The organism is Priestia megaterium, assembly GCF_046599315.1.
In the GTDB taxonomy this organism is placed as follows: domain Bacteria; phylum Bacillota; class Bacilli; order Bacillales; family Bacillaceae_H; genus Priestia; species Priestia megaterium_F.
This window is the reverse complement of sequence record NZ_JBKIKC010000003.1, coordinates 5001-22353: the sequence shown is the minus strand read 5'-3', so window position 1 is coordinate 22353 and position 17353 is coordinate 5001. Positions and strand designations below refer to the sequence as shown.

16 protein-coding genes (1 of these 16 running past the window's edge) are annotated in these 17353 nt (G+C 37.3%); 6 read left to right on the top strand and 10 right to left on the bottom strand.

Features of this window, described 5'->3' with window-relative positions; genetic code table 11:
• Positions 1–9: 9 nt before the first annotated feature.
• The 10 genes from ACLHDF_RS11180 to rpmH form a co-directional block, all read right to left on the bottom strand.
• Positions 10–879, bottom strand: coding sequence for a ParB/RepB/Spo0J family partition protein (locus tag ACLHDF_RS11180; RefSeq protein WP_413918932.1), 870 nt, complete (start codon positions 877–879; stop codon positions 10–12).
• On the bottom strand, positions 851–1633 hold the full coding sequence (locus ACLHDF_RS11175; RefSeq protein ID WP_413919416.1) for a ParA family protein: 783 nt from the start codon (positions 1631–1633) through the stop codon (positions 851–853). The genes ACLHDF_RS11180 and ACLHDF_RS11175 overlap by 29 nt, the downstream gene beginning before the upstream one ends.
• 117 nt (positions 1634–1750) lie before the next feature.
• Positions 1751–2626, bottom strand: coding sequence for a nucleoid occlusion protein (noc, locus tag ACLHDF_RS11170; RefSeq protein ID WP_413918931.1), 876 nt, complete (start codon positions 2624–2626; stop codon positions 1751–1753).
• 135 nt (positions 2627–2761) lie between these two features.
• Positions 2762–3478, bottom strand: a complete 717-nt coding sequence (gene rsmG / locus ACLHDF_RS11165; protein ID WP_413918930.1) for a 16S rRNA (guanine(527)-N(7))-methyltransferase RsmG — start codon at positions 3476–3478, stop codon at positions 2762–2764.
• 30 nt (positions 3479–3508) lie between these two features.
• Complete coding sequence (gene mnmG / locus ACLHDF_RS11160; protein WP_413918929.1) at positions 3509–5398, bottom strand: tRNA uridine-5-carboxymethylaminomethyl(34) synthesis enzyme MnmG; 1890 nt, start codon at positions 5396–5398, stop codon at positions 3509–3511.
• Between the two features lie 22 nt (positions 5399–5420).
• Positions 5421–6809: a tRNA uridine-5-carboxymethylaminomethyl(34) synthesis GTPase MnmE gene (gene mnmE, locus ACLHDF_RS11155; protein WP_413918928.1), complete on the bottom strand. Its 1389-nt coding sequence runs from the start codon at positions 6807–6809 to the stop codon at positions 5421–5423.
• Positions 6810–7117: 308 nt separating this feature from the next.
• Complete coding sequence (jag, locus tag ACLHDF_RS11150; protein ID WP_413918927.1) at positions 7118–7747, bottom strand: RNA-binding cell elongation regulator Jag/EloR; 630 nt, start codon at positions 7745–7747, stop codon at positions 7118–7120.
• Positions 7744–8508, bottom strand: a complete 765-nt coding sequence (spoIIIJ, locus tag ACLHDF_RS11145) for a YidC family membrane integrase SpoIIIJ (protein ID WP_413918926.1) — start codon at positions 8506–8508, stop codon at positions 7744–7746. Before spoIIIJ ends, jag begins: the two co-directional genes overlap by 4 nt.
• Before the next feature lie 115 nt (positions 8509–8623).
• Positions 8624–8977 (bottom strand): ribonuclease P protein component, encoded by a 354-nt coding sequence (gene rnpA, locus ACLHDF_RS11140; protein ID WP_328263596.1) that lies wholly within the window; start codon positions 8975–8977, stop codon positions 8624–8626.
• 110 nt (positions 8978–9087) lie between these two features.
• Entirely contained in the window at positions 9088–9222 is a 135-nt protein-coding gene (gene rpmH / locus ACLHDF_RS11135; RefSeq protein WP_013059930.1) for a 50S ribosomal protein L34, read from the bottom strand.
• A gap of 753 nt (positions 9223–9975) precedes the next feature.
• Here rpmH and dnaA point away from each other — a divergent pair.
• The 6 genes from dnaA to gyrA form a co-directional block, all read left to right on the top strand.
• Positions 9976–11319, top strand: a complete 1344-nt coding sequence (gene dnaA, locus ACLHDF_RS11130) for a chromosomal replication initiator protein DnaA (RefSeq protein ID WP_028411911.1) — start codon at positions 9976–9978, stop codon at positions 11317–11319.
• A 186-nt stretch (positions 11320–11505) separates the two neighbouring features.
• Positions 11506–12642, top strand: a complete 1137-nt coding sequence (gene dnaN, locus ACLHDF_RS11125) for a DNA polymerase III subunit beta (protein ID WP_413918925.1) — start codon at positions 11506–11508, stop codon at positions 12640–12642.
• 100 nt (positions 12643–12742) lie between these two features.
• On the top strand, positions 12743–12958 hold the full coding sequence (yaaA, locus tag ACLHDF_RS11120; RefSeq protein ID WP_413918924.1) for a S4 domain-containing protein YaaA: 216 nt from the start codon (positions 12743–12745) through the stop codon (positions 12956–12958).
• 14 nt (positions 12959–12972) lie between these two features.
• A complete protein-coding gene (gene recF, locus ACLHDF_RS11115) occupies positions 12973–14091 on the top strand; it encodes a DNA replication/repair protein RecF (RefSeq protein ID WP_413918923.1) in 1119 nt (372 codons plus the stop codon).
• A 240-nt stretch (positions 14092–14331) separates the two neighbouring features.
• Positions 14332–16248: a DNA topoisomerase (ATP-hydrolyzing) subunit B gene (gene gyrB, locus ACLHDF_RS11110; protein ID WP_413918922.1), complete on the top strand. Its 1917-nt coding sequence runs from the start codon at positions 14332–14334 to the stop codon at positions 16246–16248.
• A gap of 126 nt (positions 16249–16374) precedes the next feature.
• Positions 16375–17353 carry the 5' portion of a DNA gyrase subunit A gene (gene gyrA / locus ACLHDF_RS11105; RefSeq protein ID WP_413918921.1) on the top strand. 1520 nt of this gene lie beyond the right edge of the window, so the window shows 979 of its 2499 coding nt (coding positions 1–979); its start codon is at positions 16375–16377; its stop codon lies off the right edge, out of view.

The following is a 17353-nucleotide window of genomic DNA, read 5'->3' as shown; positions in this document are numbered from 1 at the left end:
CAACCTTTTTTATACAGAAGATTTATTAGTCTGAGAAAGATCGTTAAATAATTCAAGAAGACGGTTTAAATCTTCTTTAGAGAAAAATTCAATTTCAATTTTTCCTTTTTTCTTACTTTGTGTAATGTGAACAGAGGTACCAAAACGCTCACGGAGCTGTGTTTCACTTTGTTTTATAAATAAATCTTTATCTTTTTTAGTTTTTGATGTTTCACGTGGAACGGCTTTATTTAAGTGGGCAATATAAGCCTCTAGCTGCCTGACATTCAATTGTTCCTTGCGAATTTTTTCGACTACTTTAGGTAAAAGCGCTTTGTTTTTTAACCCGACTAACGTACGTCCGTGTCCCATAGACAATTCATTAGTAGAAATGAGGTTTTGAATTTCCTCAGGCAGTTGCAAGAGACGAACATAGTTAGCAATATGAGGGCGACTTTTCCCCAGTCTTGTAGCAAGTTGCTCCTGCGTCATATCGAGCTTATCCATAAGCAATTGATAGGCAGTTGCTTCTTCAATTGGCGTCAAATCTTCACGCTGTAAATTCTCCAACAAAGCTAGTTCCATCATTTGCTTTTCTGAAAAGTCTTTTATAATGACAGGAACAGTAGCAAGGTCAGCTTCTTTAGCAGCTCTAAATCGTCTTTCACCCGCTAAGATTTCATACCCTTTAATGCTTTTGCGAGCCACAATAGGCTGTAAGATGCCATGATGTAAAATAGATTGCTTTAACTCATTAATTGCTTCTTTATTAAACATTTTACGTGGTTGATAGGGGTTGGGTCTAAGTTCGTGAATAGCAACTTCCTGAATTGAATCATCAGCCTGTGCATCTAAGCCTGAAAATAAGGCATTAATTCCTTTCCCTAATCCTTTCGCCATTATAAATCACTTCCTTTGCAAGTTCCGTATAAACTGCGGCCCCTCTAGATCTTGCATCATATAAGATAATTGGTTCACCGTGACTAGGTGCTTCGCTCAAACGAACGTTTCGAGGAATAATCGTTTGATAAACACGATCCTGAAAGTACTTCTTCACTTCTGCTGTTACCTGCAGTCCTAAATTGGTACGTGCGTCGAGCATAGTCAGCAATACACCTTCGATACGCAGTTGATTATTCAAATGTTTTTGGACTAACCTAACGGTATTTAGCAATTGACTTAATCCTTCAAGCGCATAATATTCACACTGTACAGGTATTAAAACAGAATCAGCTGCAGTTAACGCATTTAATGTAAGTAAACCAAGAGAAGGGGGACAATCAATAATAACATAATCAAAGTGATCTTTCACCGTTTCTAAAGCTCTCTTAAGTCGAACTTCACGTGAAATAGTGGAAACTAATTCAATCTCTGCACCAGCTAATTGGATGGTTGCGGGAATAATTGATAAATTTTCAACGGCCGTTGAACGCACAACGTTTTTGGCCTCCATATCTTCCACTACTACATTATAAATACATTCATCTACATCTGCTTTATCTATGCCAACTCCACTCGTAGCGTTACCTTGCGGATCTCCGTCTACAAGTAGAACCTTTTTTCCTTGTTTAGCTAAACAAGCTCCTAAATTAACAGCGGTTGTTGTTTTTCCAACTCCGCCTTTTTGATTCGCAACTGCCACAATTTTCCCCATGTTGTCACCTACTTTCATTTCCATCCCATTTGTCCAGACAGTTTGATTGTTCATTGAATTTTCTGACGAAAAACTTTGATAAAAAAGCCTCATCAAAAAAAGATGAGGGCTATTTCTTTATTTTTTCGGAATCTTAATAGTAAACTGAAAATATTCATCAAACTCTTCTTCTTCCGTGTTTAATGAAATACCGCTGTCACTAACCATTGTCAACGATTGACGAATTGTATTCATTGCAATACGAGTATCTTTACTAAACGCTTTTCTTTGTGCTTTTGGTTTTTTAACCTGCGTCTCTAACAATTTAACTACTCGATCTTCCGTTTGTTTTACATTTAATTGTTTTTCAATAATCTCAGCTAATACTTGAAGTTGTTTTTCTTGATTTTTGAGGGGAATGAGCGCTCTTGCATGTCGCTCTGTAATCAATTTTTGTTTGATTGCTTCTTGTATTTCAACAGGAAGCTTTAACAAACGAAGCTTGTTTGCAATTGTGGATTGGCCTTTTCCTAAACGTTGAGCTAATGCCTCTTGGGTAAGATTATGTAACTCAATTAACTTTGCGTAGGCTAGTGCTTCTTCGACAGCCGTTAGCTCTTCACGTTGTAAGTTTTCTATTAAAGCCACAGAGGCCGTTTCTGTATCGTTAAAATGTTTCACAATTGCAGGAACCGTATCCCATCCTAAGCTTTGGACAGCTCTCCATCGGCGTTCTCCAGCGATCAATTCATATTCTTCACCCTCAGTCGGTCGAACCACAATAGGTTGAATAATACCGTGCGTATGAATCGTAAGAGCTAACTCTTCAATTTTTGATTCATTAAACACAGTACGCGGCTGATAACGATTCGGAATAATACTTGAAACCCTAATTTGTTTTACTTCATCTCTTAAAACTTTTTCGACATTTTCATCTTGGACAGTTTCAATCTCTACATGAACATCCTCATCTTTTTCTTTTAAATTAAAAAAACGTGAAAAAGCAGATTTCATAGTCCCACACCACCTTCAGGAAAATCCCGCCTTAAACTAATTCGATGTTTCTTAATCATATCCTGCTTTCTAAACAGAAAATATAGAGAAGAAAATGTTCCATATGAAACATTTTCTTCTCTATCTATTTACTGCCTACTCTAATGGAAGCTTAACTGGAGTACCAGGTTTTCTAGGATATTTTTTAGGCGTTTTCTTTATTTTATCTATTAAAATAATGTAACGTTCACTTTGCTCCAAAGGTAATTGGAAATGTTCAATTGCCTTCACTTTTCCACCTAATACTTGGAATGATTTTTCTCCATTTTTTAATTCCTCAGGAGCAGAAGCGCCTTTCATTGCCAAAAAGCGTCCTTGTTCTTTAACAAGCGGTAAGCAGAATTCATTAAGAACCGAGATACGTGCCACAGCTCTTGCCGTTACAAGATCGAATGACTCACGAATGGTTTCTTTTTTACCAAATGTTTCAGCTCGATCATGACATAGTGTAACATTGTCTAGTTCAAGCTCATTTACAAGATGCGTTAAAAACGTAATACGCTTTTGTAATGAATCAACGATGGTTACATGCAAATGCGGGAAGCAAATTTTGATCGGAATACTTGGAAATCCTGCTCCTGCACCTACGTCGCACATGGATTCAATTTCTGTAAAGTCTTGAAAAAAAGCAGCTGAAATAGAATCGTAAAAATGCTTTTCATACACTTCACCGTGATCGGTGATAGCAGTTAAATTCATTTTTTCGTTCCATTCCACTAAAACTTGATAGTATTTTTCAAATTGATTCAGCTGTTTAGAAGAAAGAGAAATCCCCTTTTCTTCTAATAGCTGTTGAAACTGTTGAATATTCATTGAGTTTCCCTTTCTTCGCGCCTAAGAGTTTTAATCATTCGATACTTTAGCGATGCGTCCTTGTTCAATATAAACAAGTAAGATTGAAATATCAGCTGGATTGACTCCGGAAATACGTGAAGCTTGTGCCACCGTTAGTGGACGCACTTGGTTTAATTTTTGACGTGCTTCTGTAGCTAAACCATTGATTGCATCGTAATCGATATAATCAGGAATTTTTTTGTTTTCTAACTTCTTCAAGCGTTCAACTTGTTGAAGTGATTTCTGAATATATCCTTCGTATTTCACTTGAATTTCTACTTGTTCAGCTACTTCAGGATCTACCGCCTCATCAGCCGGTGCTAATTGATGAATATGAGCATATGTCATCTCAGGACGACGAAGTAAATCTGTCGCACGAATGCCGTCTTTTAATTCGCTGCCGCCGGCTTCTTTAATCAGTTGTTGAACAGCTTCATTCGGCTTAATAATAAATGAGAAAAGTCGTTTCTTCTCTTGCTCGATTTCCGCTTTCTTTTGTTCAAACTTAGCATAGCGCTCATCGCTGATTAATCCTAATTCTCGACCAATTTCAGTGAGGCGTAAATCAGCGTTATCGTGACGAAGCAACAAACGGTATTCTGCACGAGATGTTAGCAGACGATACGGCTCATTTGTTCCTTTTGTTACTAAGTCATCAACCAATACACCGATGTAGGCATCAGAACGTCCTAAGATGACTTCTTCCTGTTCCAGCGCTCTTCTTCCCGCGTTAATTCCAGCAAGAAGACCTTGGCCTGCAGCTTCTTCATAACCAGATGTTCCGTTAATTTGTCCAGCCGTATAAAGATTTTTAATTTTCTTCGTTTCAAGCGTTGGCCATAACTGTGTCGGAACAATCGCATCATATTCAATAGCATAGCCCGCACGCATCATTTGGACTTTTTCAAGACCAGGAATTGTCGCGAGCATTTGACGCTGCACGTGCTCAGGAAGACTTGTTGATAGCCCTTGAACATATACTTCCTGCGTATTTCGTCCTTCTGGCTCTAAGAAAATTTGGTGACGAGGTTTATCATTAAAACGCACAACTTTATCTTCAATAGATGGACAGTAGCGCGGTCCAGTACCTTTGATCATTCCAGAATACATAGGAGATAAATGAAGGTTTTCATCAATAATTTGATGAGTTTGTTCACTTGTATATGTTAACCAGCAAGGCAATTGATCTGTAATATACTGTGTTGTTTCATATGAGAAAGCACGAGGCACGTCATCCCCAGGCTGAATCTCTGTTTTACTGTAATCAATCGTTGAGCTATTAACACGCGGTGGCGTTCCTGTTTTGAAACGAACCATCTCTAGTCCTAACTCCTCTAAGTGTTCAGAAAGCTTAATAGCCGGTTGTTGGTTATTAGGACCGCTTGAATATTTCAGTTCACCTAAAATAATTTCTCCGCGTAAAAACGTTCCTGTCGTAATAACAACTGCTTTAGCTTTATACACAGCCCCCGTTTGAGTGACTACGCCCGTACATACACCGTCTTCTACGATTAACTGTTCTACCATGCCTTGCATAAGCGTTAGATTTTCTTCATTTTCTAACGTTTTTTTCATTTCATGCTGATAAGCAAATTTATCCGCTTGAGCTCTAAGTGCTCGAACAGCTGGACCTTTTCCTGTGTTTAACATTCTCATTTGAATATGAGTTTTATCAATATTTCTACCCATTTCTCCGCCAAGAGCGTCAATTTCACGTACGACAATACCTTTTGCAGGACCGCCTACAGAAGGATTACAGGGCATAAACGCAACCATGTCTAAGTTGATAGTCAACGTTAACGTTTTAGCACCCATACGTGCGGAAGCAAGTGCCGCTTCACAGCCTGCATGGCCTGCTCCAATGACAATAACATCATATTGTCCACCTTCATATTGCATAATAGTAGCCTCCTTTAATAGTCTATTTTCCTAAACAGAATTGAGAGAACAACTGATCAATTAAGCTTTCGTGAACAGCATCACCAATAATTTCACCTAATAGTTCCCACGTTCTTGTTAAATCAATTTGGACGATATCGATTGGAACACCACTCTCAATGCCGGTAATGGCTTCATCGATAGCTCCTCTTGCTTGCGTTAAAAGCGCAATATGTCTCGTATTAGATAAATACGTTAAATCTTGAGATTCAATTGTTCCTTCAAAGAAAAGAGCCGCGATTGCTTCTTCAAGCTGATCTACTCCTTGTTCTTGAAGAAGCGAAGTCGTCACTACTGGGTGGTCCCCAGCAAATTGCTGCACTTCATCTAGATTAATTTTTTGCTCAAGATCTGTTTTATTCACAATTACGATAACATCCATGCCTTTTACAGCTTCAAATAGCTTTTTATCTTCATCCGTTAGTTCTTCATGGAAATTCAATACAAGCAAAATTAAATCTGCTTCTTTCAAATACTGACGGGAGCGTTCCACACCAATTCGTTCTACAATATCTTCTGTTTCACGAATTCCAGCTGTATCAACTAACCGTAGAGGAACTCCTCGTACATTGACGTACTCTTCAATCACATCTCGCGTCGTTCCAGGAATGTCTGTAACAATGGCCTTTGCATCTTGCACTAAACTATTTAAAAGAGAAGATTTCCCTACATTAGGACGTCCAATAATAACCGTAGCTAATCCTTCTCTTAAAATCTTCCCTTGATGAGAGGTTTGAAGAAGCTTATCAATTTCTTGGCGTACATTTGAAGCTTTTTCAATTAATACTTGGTGAGTCATCTCTTCTACATCGTCATACTCTGGATAGTCAATATTCACTTCTACATGGGCAAGTGTTTCGAGAATTTCTTGACGTAAGTGACGTACCAGCTTGGACAAACGCCCTTCCATTTGGCCAATCGCCATATTCATCGCTTTATCTGTTTTGGCACGAATTAAATCCATTACAGCTTCTGCTTGTGACAAGTCTACTCGACCATTTAAAAATGCTCGCTTTGTAAACTCACCCGGCTCAGCTAAACGGGCACCATTAGCAATAACTAACTGCAATACACGATTAACGGATACGATTCCTCCGTGGCAGTTAATTTCAATAATGTCTTCTCTGGTAAATGTTTTGGGACCTTTCATAATGGAAAGCATCACTTCTTCAACGACTTGCTCCGTCTTGGGATCTACGATATGCCCGTAGTGAATAGTATGAGAAGCTACTTCTGTTAATCGTTTATTCGAAACGCTTTTAAAGATACGATCTGCAATCGAAATTGCTTCTTCACCACTCAGGCGGACAATGGCAATAGCCCCTTCTCCCATTGGTGTAGAAATGGCCGCAATTGTATCAAAATCTAGCACCAACTTCACCTCATTTCATTTTATAAACCTTTTATTTTAAACGATGTTATATACTATCATCGTTAACAATTTTACAAGAACAAAAACATCTATTTTAAAGCCCATGATTTGTATGAACCAAATAAATAGAATACCACAATTCAACGATTTGGAACATCTCTAACGTTCTTACGTTATGCACAGTAAGAAAAACAGGCAGTATGTACTATTTTAACTTATCCACATGTGAATAACAACGTATGCATCTTGATTTTTTTAAACGGTGGATTGACAAAAGTAAGCACATAAAAAAGCACTAGCTCATTTTGCTAGTGCTTTTTGCCAACAGGCTGAACCATAATACTTCTTTTTGGTTCTTTTCCAACAGAGTGTGTCTCAACTAAAGAATTTTTAGCTAACACTTGATGAATCATTTTTCTTTCATGCGAAGGCATTGGTTCCAGCTGAACAGATCGATTTGTTTTAATCGCCTGATTAGCTATTTTTAATGCCAGTTTTTCGACCATTTCTTTTCGTTTTTCCCGGTAGCCTTCTGGGTCTAATATAACATTTAAAAATTGCTGACTGTATCGATTAGCTACCAATTGTGTGAGAAGCTGGAGCGCATTTAGGGTTTGTCCATGTTTTCCAATCAACATTCCCGCTGAATTACTATTAATCTCAATTGTACAGTTTCTCGAGGTTTTTTTGACTTTCGTATGAATCGAAATCCCCATTTCACGGCTAACATTTGTAATAAAATGAACCGCTTCCTCTACAGGGTCAATTATTTTTGTAACTTTTACAACTGCGGGTTTGCCCTTAAAGATTCCTAGAAATCCTTTTTTGCCTGGTTCAATTATTTCTACATTTGTTTGATTTCGCTCTACTTCTAAAGCATCCAATGCTTCTTGAACAGCAGCTTCAATCGTCTGGGCCGTAATTGTGATTTCATTCATTTTTTAACCCCTTCAACATTTGCTTGTTTTAAGTCTGGTCCTTTAATGAAGTAGGTTTGAATAATCATAAATAGATTTCCCACTACCCAGTAAAGAGATAAGGCGGCTGGAAAATTGATTGCGAAAACCACAATCATGATTGGCATAACCCAAAGCATCATCGCCATTTGAGGATTTTGATTTGCATTTCCAGCCATCATCATCTTTTGCTGAATAAACGTTGTAATACCTGCGACAATTGGCAAGATGAATAGTGGATCACGCGCACCTAAATCAAACCATAAAAAGCTGTTGTTTGCGATTTCTGACGTTCGTGTAATCGCGTGGAAAATCCCAATAAGAATAGGCATTTGAATTAGAATCGGGAAGCACCCAGCTAAAGGATTTACTCCGTAAGTTTGAAATAATGCCATCGTTTCTTTCTGCAATTGCTGCTGTGTTTGGGCATCTTTTGAACTGTACTTTTCCTTTAACTTCTGCATTTCTGGCTGAAGCATCTGCATTGCTTTTGTGTTTCTCATCTGTTTAATCATAAGTGGTAAAATAAGTAAACGGATTAGGATTGTGACAACGATGATCGCAACTCCATAGCTTTTAAATACCTCCGCCAGATACGTAATGACTAATGACAGCGGATACACAACATACTCATTCCAAACACCTTTACTATCATCTGTAATAGGTTGGTTAATTTCCGTACAACCCGCTAAAACAGTTAATAGAAAGATAAGCGTTATCCCTAAAAATAACTTCTTCTTCACCTGTTTTTCCTCCTTCTACATGTTCACCTTTCAACTCTGAAAGTGCGTCAAAGTCCATTATATAAGGATGCGGTAGAAAAACAACAGCTATTAAAGGCTTTTCTTCTATTGTTTATTAATCATTTTGTCTATGTGTAAGTAATTTGCCTCGCTTAAAAACATGCTGCAAGCTGCTTTTAATTTCTTCATAGCTCATTGTTGCAGCAGGCTGCCTTGCAATTACAATATAATCTTTGTCTTGCTTTAAATACGGTGTGAATTCAAACATAATTTGTTTAGCAAGGCGCTTAACTCGATTACGAGTGACAGCATTTCCAATCTTTTTGCCAACAGAGAACCCTACGCGGAAATGTTCTTGATCGGGTTTGTCTAGAATATACAAGACAAATTGGCGATTAGCGACGGATTTGCCCTTTTTAAAAACTGTTTGAAATTCATCATTCTTTTTTATACGATATCTTTTTTTCATTTTTAACAACTCCTGCCCTTTTTCAGGTCATGCTTTTATGTAGTCCCTACAGGAACAGAGGTGATTTTAGTCTTATAAAGCGAAAAAAGACCACTGGCGTCAGTGGTCTATTATGCTGATAATACTTTTCTTCCTTTACGACGACGACGAGCTAAAACTTTACGTCCATTCGCTGAGCTCATACGAGCGCGGAAACCGTGTACTTTACTGTGCTTACGTTTGTTTGGTTGGTAAGTTCTTTTCATCTATAAACACCTCCTCGAGGAATAACTGAAAAAGACAGTCCTTGCAATTATAATGAAAAGACTAAGAAGATGTCAATGTTATTTAAAAAATAAAATTTTCAATCTCTTGGTTTCATTATCTGTTTTACTCAATCTTCTTCATTCTAATATCTTTATAACCCAATTGTCTATACCTAATCAATAAAATTCATTAATTTATTAAAGAAAAAATTTTTCCTTTTCTTCTCTTTTCCTTCTCTACCAGCTGCGATCGCACAGTCACTGAACAAAACTGCAACAATAAATATTATAAAAAGCCTCTTTTTTATTCAAATTCTTCTCTTAAACCTTTGTGGATAAGTTTTTTCGACATTTTTCTACTTTCCCATTCCTTATCGACAACTAATGCACACTATCTTGTGTTGTGGAAAACTTTTCTCCACAAGGTGTAGTGATTGTGGATAAGTTTCGAAAATTCATTGCATCATGCCTAATTCTTTGATATTATATTTTTGTTTTCACTCTTAATTACTTTTCCACAGTTGGTTTTTATCCACAAACTGTGGACAACTTGTGGACATCATTTCCACTGTCACTGTATAAAGTTATCCACACCATGTGGAATCTGTCGAATAGTCGGCTTTCTTCTATAATATATATTTACCCACATAATAGCAATTGTATAAATATAAATTTTTTATGCATAAGGTTTTGTGCAGGTTGTACAAGGGTTGTACAAGTAGCAGAAAAGCTAGAAAAAGGAGGGATTGCTCGTTGGAAAACATTCATGATTTATGGAATAGAGCTTTAGACCAAATTGAAAAAAAATTAAGCAAACCTAGTTTTGAAACCTGGCTCAAATCGACAAAAGCTCATGCTTTGCAAGGAGACACGCTTATTATTACTGCTCCTAATGATTTTGCACGGGACTGGTTAGAATCTAGGTACTCTAATTTAATTGCCGAAACACTTTATGATCTTACAGGGGAAGAGTTAGATGTGAAGTTTATTATTCCTCCCAACCAAGCCGAGGAAGAATTTGATATTCAAACTCCTAAAAAGAAAGTCAATAAAGACGAAGGTGCGGAATTTCCTCAAAGCATGTTAAATTCGAAGTATACCTTTGATACATTTGTTATCGGATCGGGAAATCGGTTTGCGCATGCAGCTTCTTTAGCAGTAGCAGAAGCGCCGGCTAAAGCGTATAATCCGCTTTTTATTTACGGGGGAGTAGGATTAGGTAAAACGCATTTAATGCACGCAATAGGCCATTATGTATTAGATCATAATCCTGCTGCTAAAGTCGTGTACTTGTCATCTGAAAAATTTACAAATGAGTTCATTAACTCTATTCGTGATAATAAAGCTGTAGAATTCCGCAACAAATACCGCAATGTAGATGTTTTACTGATTGATGATATTCAATTCTTAGCAGGTAAGGAGCAGACACAAGAGGAATTTTTCCATACGTTTAATACGCTTCACGAAGAAAGCAAGCAGATTGTCATCTCAAGTGATCGACCGCCGAAAGAAATTCCTACACTTGAAGATCGACTTCGTTCTCGCTTTGAATGGGGCCTTATTACAGACATCACACCACCAGACTTGGAAACACGAATTGCTATTTTGCGTAAAAAAGCAAAAGCGGACGGCTTAGTTATTCCAAATGAAGTTATGCTTTACATCGCTAATCAGATTGATTCAAATATCAGAGAATTAGAAGGAGCACTTATCCGTGTAGTAGCTTATTCTTCACTAATTAATAAAGATATAAACGCTGATTTAGCAGCAGAAGCATTAAAAGATATCATTCCTAGTTCAAAACCGAGGGTTATTACGATTCAAGACATCCAACAAATTGTTGGGCAAGAATTTAATATAAAATTAGATGATTTCAAAGCGAAGAAACGTACAAAGTCAGTGGCTTTTCCTAGACAAATTGCTATGTACCTTTCTCGCGAACTAACCGATTTTTCACTGCCTAAAATTGGAGAAGAGTTTGGTGGGCGAGACCACACTACAGTCATCCATGCTCATGAAAAAATCTCGAAACTTGTTCAAACAGATACTGACCTACAAAAACAAATTAAAGAAATAAGTGAATCACTAAAAATATAAGCTTTTTTTACTTGTATTTTGTGTATAAGTGAGTTAGGATTGTACACAGTCTGTCCACATGCGGATAGGCTGTGTTCTCACGTTTTTGGGGGTTATCCACATTTCCACAGCCCCTATTACTACTACTATCTTAAAATATAATAAATAATAAGCTTTTAAACCTACTTTTAAGGAGGATTAATTATTATGAAATTTATCATACAGAAAGACTATCTAGTTCAAAGCGTTCAAGACGTTATGAAAGCCGTATCTTCTAGAACGACGATTCCAATTCTAACAGGGATTAAAATTGTAGCTACTGAAGAAGGTGTTACCTTAACCGGAAGTGATTCAGATATCTCTATTGAGTCTTTTATTCCAAACGAAGAAGAAGGAAAAGAGATTGTTGACATACAAAAACCAGGAAGCGTTGTTCTCCCAGCTCGTTTCTTTAGTGAAATCGTCAAAAAGCTGCCTAAAGACAGTGTAGAATTAGACGTCCAAAGTCACTTTTTAACAATCATTCGTTCAGGAAAAGCTGAATTTAACTTGAATGGCTTAGATGCAGAAGAGTATCCTCATTTGCCACAGATTGAGGAAAACAACATGTTTAGATTACCGACAGACTTATTAAAAAACATGATTCGACAAACTGTCTTTGCTGTGTCCACCTCAGAAACACGACCTATCTTGACAGGTGTAAACTGGAAAGTGGATGGCAAAGAATTAACGTGTATTGCTACTGATAGTCATCGTCTAGCTTTGCGAAAAGCGACCATTGAAACTGGAAATGAAGCAACGTATAATGTGGTTATTCCAGGTAAAAGTTTAAGTGAATTCAGTAAGATCCTCGATGATTCTCATGAATTGGTAGACATCGTTATCACGGAAAATCAAGTATTATTTAAAACAAAACATTTACTATTTTTCTCACGATTATTAGACGGAAATTATCCTGACACATCAAGATTGATCCCAGCTGATAGTAAAACGGATGTTATATTAAATGTAAAAGAATTCTTACAATCGATTGACCGTGCTTCTTTATTAGCTCGAGAAGGAAGAAACAACGTAGTAAAACTATCTACGCTGGATGAAGGAATTGTTGAAATTTCCTCTAACTCTCCTGAAATCGGAAAAGTAATTGAAGAGGTACAAAGTCAATCTATCTCAGGAGAAGAATTAAAAATTTCTTTTAGCGCAAAATATATGTTAGACGCATTAAAAGCGCTTGAAGGAACAGATATTAAAATTAACTTCACTGGTGCAATGCGTCCATTTGTCATTCGAACGTTAGAGGATGATTCAATGTTGCAGCTGATTTTACCAGTACGAACATATTAAATCTCAGAAAGCTACTAGCATGCCGTACTAGTAGCTTTCTTTTCTCAAGGAGAATTATTTAGTAAAATAGAGATACATCATTAGAAAGTGAGAGAGTCGCATGAAAATAGAGGTTAAAATTTCAACTGAATATATTACGCTTGGCCAGTTTTTAAAACTAGCAGACGTCATTCAAACAGGTGGAATGGTAAAATGGTTTTTAAGTGAGCACGAAGTATATGTGAACGGGGAGCTAGAAGAGCGCCGCGGACGTAAATTATATGCAAATGATGAAGTGGATATACCGGCTGCAGGATCATTTGTTGTTATTACTTAAAGTTGGTGAAACGTTTGTACATTAAAGAAATTACTTTAACAAATTACCGAAACTATACGAAGACAACGATTCCCTTTGAAAATAAAGTAAACGTCATTTTAGGTGAAAACGCACAGGGTAAAACAAACGTGATGGAATCGATCTTCGTATTATCTATGGCTAAATCTCATCGTACATCCAACGATAAAGAATTAATTAAATGGGATTGTGAGTATGCAAAGCTATCAGGCATTGTAGAAAAGAATAGAGGTCCTGTTACACTTGATTTAGTCATCTCAACAAAAGGGAAAAAAGCAAAATATAATCACATTGAGCAGAAAAAGCTCAGTCAATATATAGGATCAATTAATACTGTCATGTTTGCTCCAGAGGATTTAAACCTAGTTAAAGGGAGTCCGCAAGTAAGGCGCAAATTTATCGATATGGAGATTGGTCAAGTTTCGCCTGTTTACATGCATGATTTAAGCAGATATCAAAAGATTTTGCAGCAAAGAAATCAGTATTTGAAGCAGCTGCAGACAAAAAAACAAACGGATCTTTCACTTTTAGACGTACTTACGTTACAGTTAAGTGAAATGGCGGCGAAAATCTTAAAAAAACGTTTTGAGTTTTTACAGTTACTTCAACAGTGGGCAGAGCCTATTCATAAAGGGATCAGTCGAGACTTAGAAACATTAAAAATTGAGTATAAGAATTCAGTTGATGTATCAGAAGATGCAGATTTGTCGAAAATATTAGAAGCATATCATCAAAAGTTTGATAAAATAAAAAGTAGAGAAATTGATAGAGGTGTCACCTTAGCAGGACCACACCGTGATGATCTTCTTTTCTACGTTAATGAAAAAGACGTTCAAACATTTGGTTCACAAGGGCAACAGCGGACGACTGCTTTATCGTTAAAGCTTGCCGAAATTGAATTAATTCACCAAGAAGTAGGTGAATATCCAATCTTGCTTTTAGATGACGTATTGTCTGAATTAGATGATTTTCGTCAATCGCACCTACTAAATACCATTCAAGGAAAAGTTCAGACGTTTGTAACGACAACGAGCATTGAAGGAATTCATCATGAGACCTTAGAAAAAGCCGCTACATATCATGTAGAGGCTGGCCAAATTCAAAAGTTCAAATAGCAATTAATCTGTTTAAAAACTTTTCTCAAGGCAATCTAACTGAAATATGATATCATTATAGTTTTAAGTCTATATATTTCAACTCGTACCCTCGTTTATGAAAATTTTGTGCATAAGTAAACAAATTGCAAATACATTAAAGGCTCCGTATTATTTCCACATAATATTCGAAAAACATAATACAAAATGATAAATACAGCAGTTTGCTGTTAAAAAAAAGTGTAGGTGATACATTTGACGATGGAACAAAAAGAAGTACAAGCATATGAAGCTGATCAGATACAAGTATTAGAAGGATTAGAAGCTGTTCGTAAACGTCCAGGGATGTATATTGGATCGACGAGCGCAAAAGGTTTACACCATCTTGTATGGGAAATTGTAGATAATAGTATTGATGAAGCGCTGGCCGGCTATTGCGATGAAATTAATGTTATTATCGAAAAGGATAATAGTATTACAGTAAAAGATAACGGTCGTGGAATTCCAGTTGGTATTCAAGAAAAAATGGGCAGACCTGCCGTTGAAGTTATCTTAACCGTTCTTCACGCCGGCGGTAAATTTGGCGGCGGCGGCTATAAAGTATCTGGTGGTTTACACGGTGTAGGTGCCTCAGTTGTTAATGCACTTTCTACCTCTTTGGAAGTGCACGTACATCGTGACGGTAAAGTTCATTATCAAAAGTATGAACGAGGTGTACCGGTTGCTGACTTAAAAGTAGTTGGAGAAACAGATAAAACAGGTACTGTTATTCAATTCCACCCAGACGGTGAAATTTTTACAGAAACGCTTGAATACGATTTTGATACGTTAGCTAATCGTCTGCGTGAGTTAGCTTTCTTAAATCGCGGAATTAAAATTACGATTGAAGACAAGCGTGAAGAAGATAAAAAACGTGAATATCACTATGAAGGCGGAATTAAGTCTTACGTTGAACACTTAAATCGTTCGAAAGAAGTGATTCATGAAGAGCCGATCTATATTGAAGGTAATCGAGACAGCATTTCTGTAGAAATTGCTATTCAATATAACGATAGCTACACAAGCAATTTATATTCTTTTGCAAACAACATTCACACTTATGAGGGTGGGACGCACGAAGCAGGCTTTAAAACAGCATTAACACGTGTAATTAACGACTATGCACGTAAAAATAGCGTGTTCAAAGACAGTGATGCTAATCTAACGGGTGAAGATGTTCGTGAAGGAATTACAGCTATCATCTCTATTAAGCACCCAGATCCGCAATTCGAAGGACAAACGAAAACGAAGCTGGGAAATAGCGAAGCAAGAACAATTACTGACTCTGTGTTTGCAGAACACTTAGAAACTTACTTGCTAGAGAACCCTATTGTAGCGAAAAAGGTAATTGAAAAAGGCTTAATGGCTGCAAGAGCAAGAATGGCAGCTAAAAAAGCTCGTGAGCTTACAAGACGTAAAAGCGCGCTTGAAATTTCAAACTTACCGGGTAAATTAGCAGATTGTTCATCAAAAGATCCTTCTATTAGTGAACTCTATGTGGTAGAGGGTGACTCTGCCGGAGGTTCAGCTAAGCAGGGGAGAAGCCGTCATTTCCAAGCTATTTTGCCTTTGCGTGGTAAAATTATTAACGTAGAGAAAGCGCGTTTAGATAAAATTTTATCTAATAACGAAATTCGTACTATCATCACCGCTCTAGGAACGGGGATTGGCGACGATTTTGATATTTCGAAAGCTCGCTACCATAAAATTGTGATTATGACAGATGCAGACGTAGATGGTGCGCATATTCGTACGCTTCTTCTAACGTTCTTCTATCGCTATATGAGACAGATTATTGAGCATGGATATGTGTACATTGCCCAGCCGCCTCTTTACAAAGTCTCACAAGGTAAAAAAGTTGAGTACGCGTACAATGATCGTCAATTAGAAGAGGTATTAGCTTCTTTCCCTGAAGGCGCAAAACCAAACCTTCAACGTTACAAAGGTTTAGGAGAGATGAATCCTGAACAATTATGGGAAACAACAATGGATCCAGAATTCCGTACACTTCTTCAGGTAAACTTGCAAGATGCAATTGAAGCTGATGAGACCTTTGAAATTTTAATGGGCGATAAAGTAGAGCCGCGCCGTAATTTCATTGAAGAAAATGCTCAGTACGTGAAAAATCTCGATATTTAAATGAACGGTAGTACCCTTTATATTTTTTATAAAGGGTATATAAACGTCAGGATGGAGATAGTTTCTATCCTGCGTTTACATATATATGAATTACTATACTGAACTTCGCGAAGGAGGTTCTTATCGATGTCAGATAAACCAAACTCTCAAATAAGAGAAGTAAATATTAGTCAAGAAATGCGCGCTTCTTTTTTAGATTATGCAATGAGCGTAATTGTATCGCGTGCTTTACCAGATGTAAGAGACGGACTTAAGCCTGTACATCGTCGTATTTTATATGCGATGAATGATTTAGGTATGGGATCGGATAAGCCATACAAAAAATCAGCTCGTATCGTAGGGGAAGTAATTGGTAAGTATCACCCACACGGTGACTCAGCTGTATATGAAACAATGGTTCGTATGGCGCAAGATTTTAGCTATCGCTATATGCTAATTGACGGTCATGGAAACTTTGGATCTGTTGATGGAGATGCAGCAGCAGCTATGCGTTATACAGAAGCAAGAATGTCAAAAGTTTCGATGGAACTGTTACGTGACATCAATAAAGATACAATTGATTACCAAGACAACTATGATGGTTCTGAACGTGAACCAATTGTATTGCCTGCTAGATTTCCAAATTTGCTTGTAAACGGTTCAGCCGGAATTGCGGTAGGTATGGCGACAAATATCCCTCCGCATCAGTTAGGCGAAGTTATTGATGGCGTTTTAGCTGTAAGTCAGGACCCTGACATTACAATTGCAGAGTTAATGGAGATTATTCCGGGACCGGATTTCCCAACTGCAGGACAAATTCTTGGCCGCAGCGGAATTCGAAAAGCTTATGAAACTGGAAAAGGTTCTATTATTGTTCGCGCAAAAGTAGAAATTGAAGAACAAAGCAATGGTAAACAAACCATTATTGTTCATGAACTTCCATATCAAGTAAATAAAGCAAAGCTGATTGAAAAAATTGCCGAGCTAGCTCGTGATAAGAAGATTGATGGAATTACGGACTTACGAGATGAGTCTGACCGTTCGGGTATGCGTATTGTTATTGAAGTAAGACGTGATGCTAATGCAAATGTTCTATTAAACAACTTATATAAGCAGACCTCTCTTC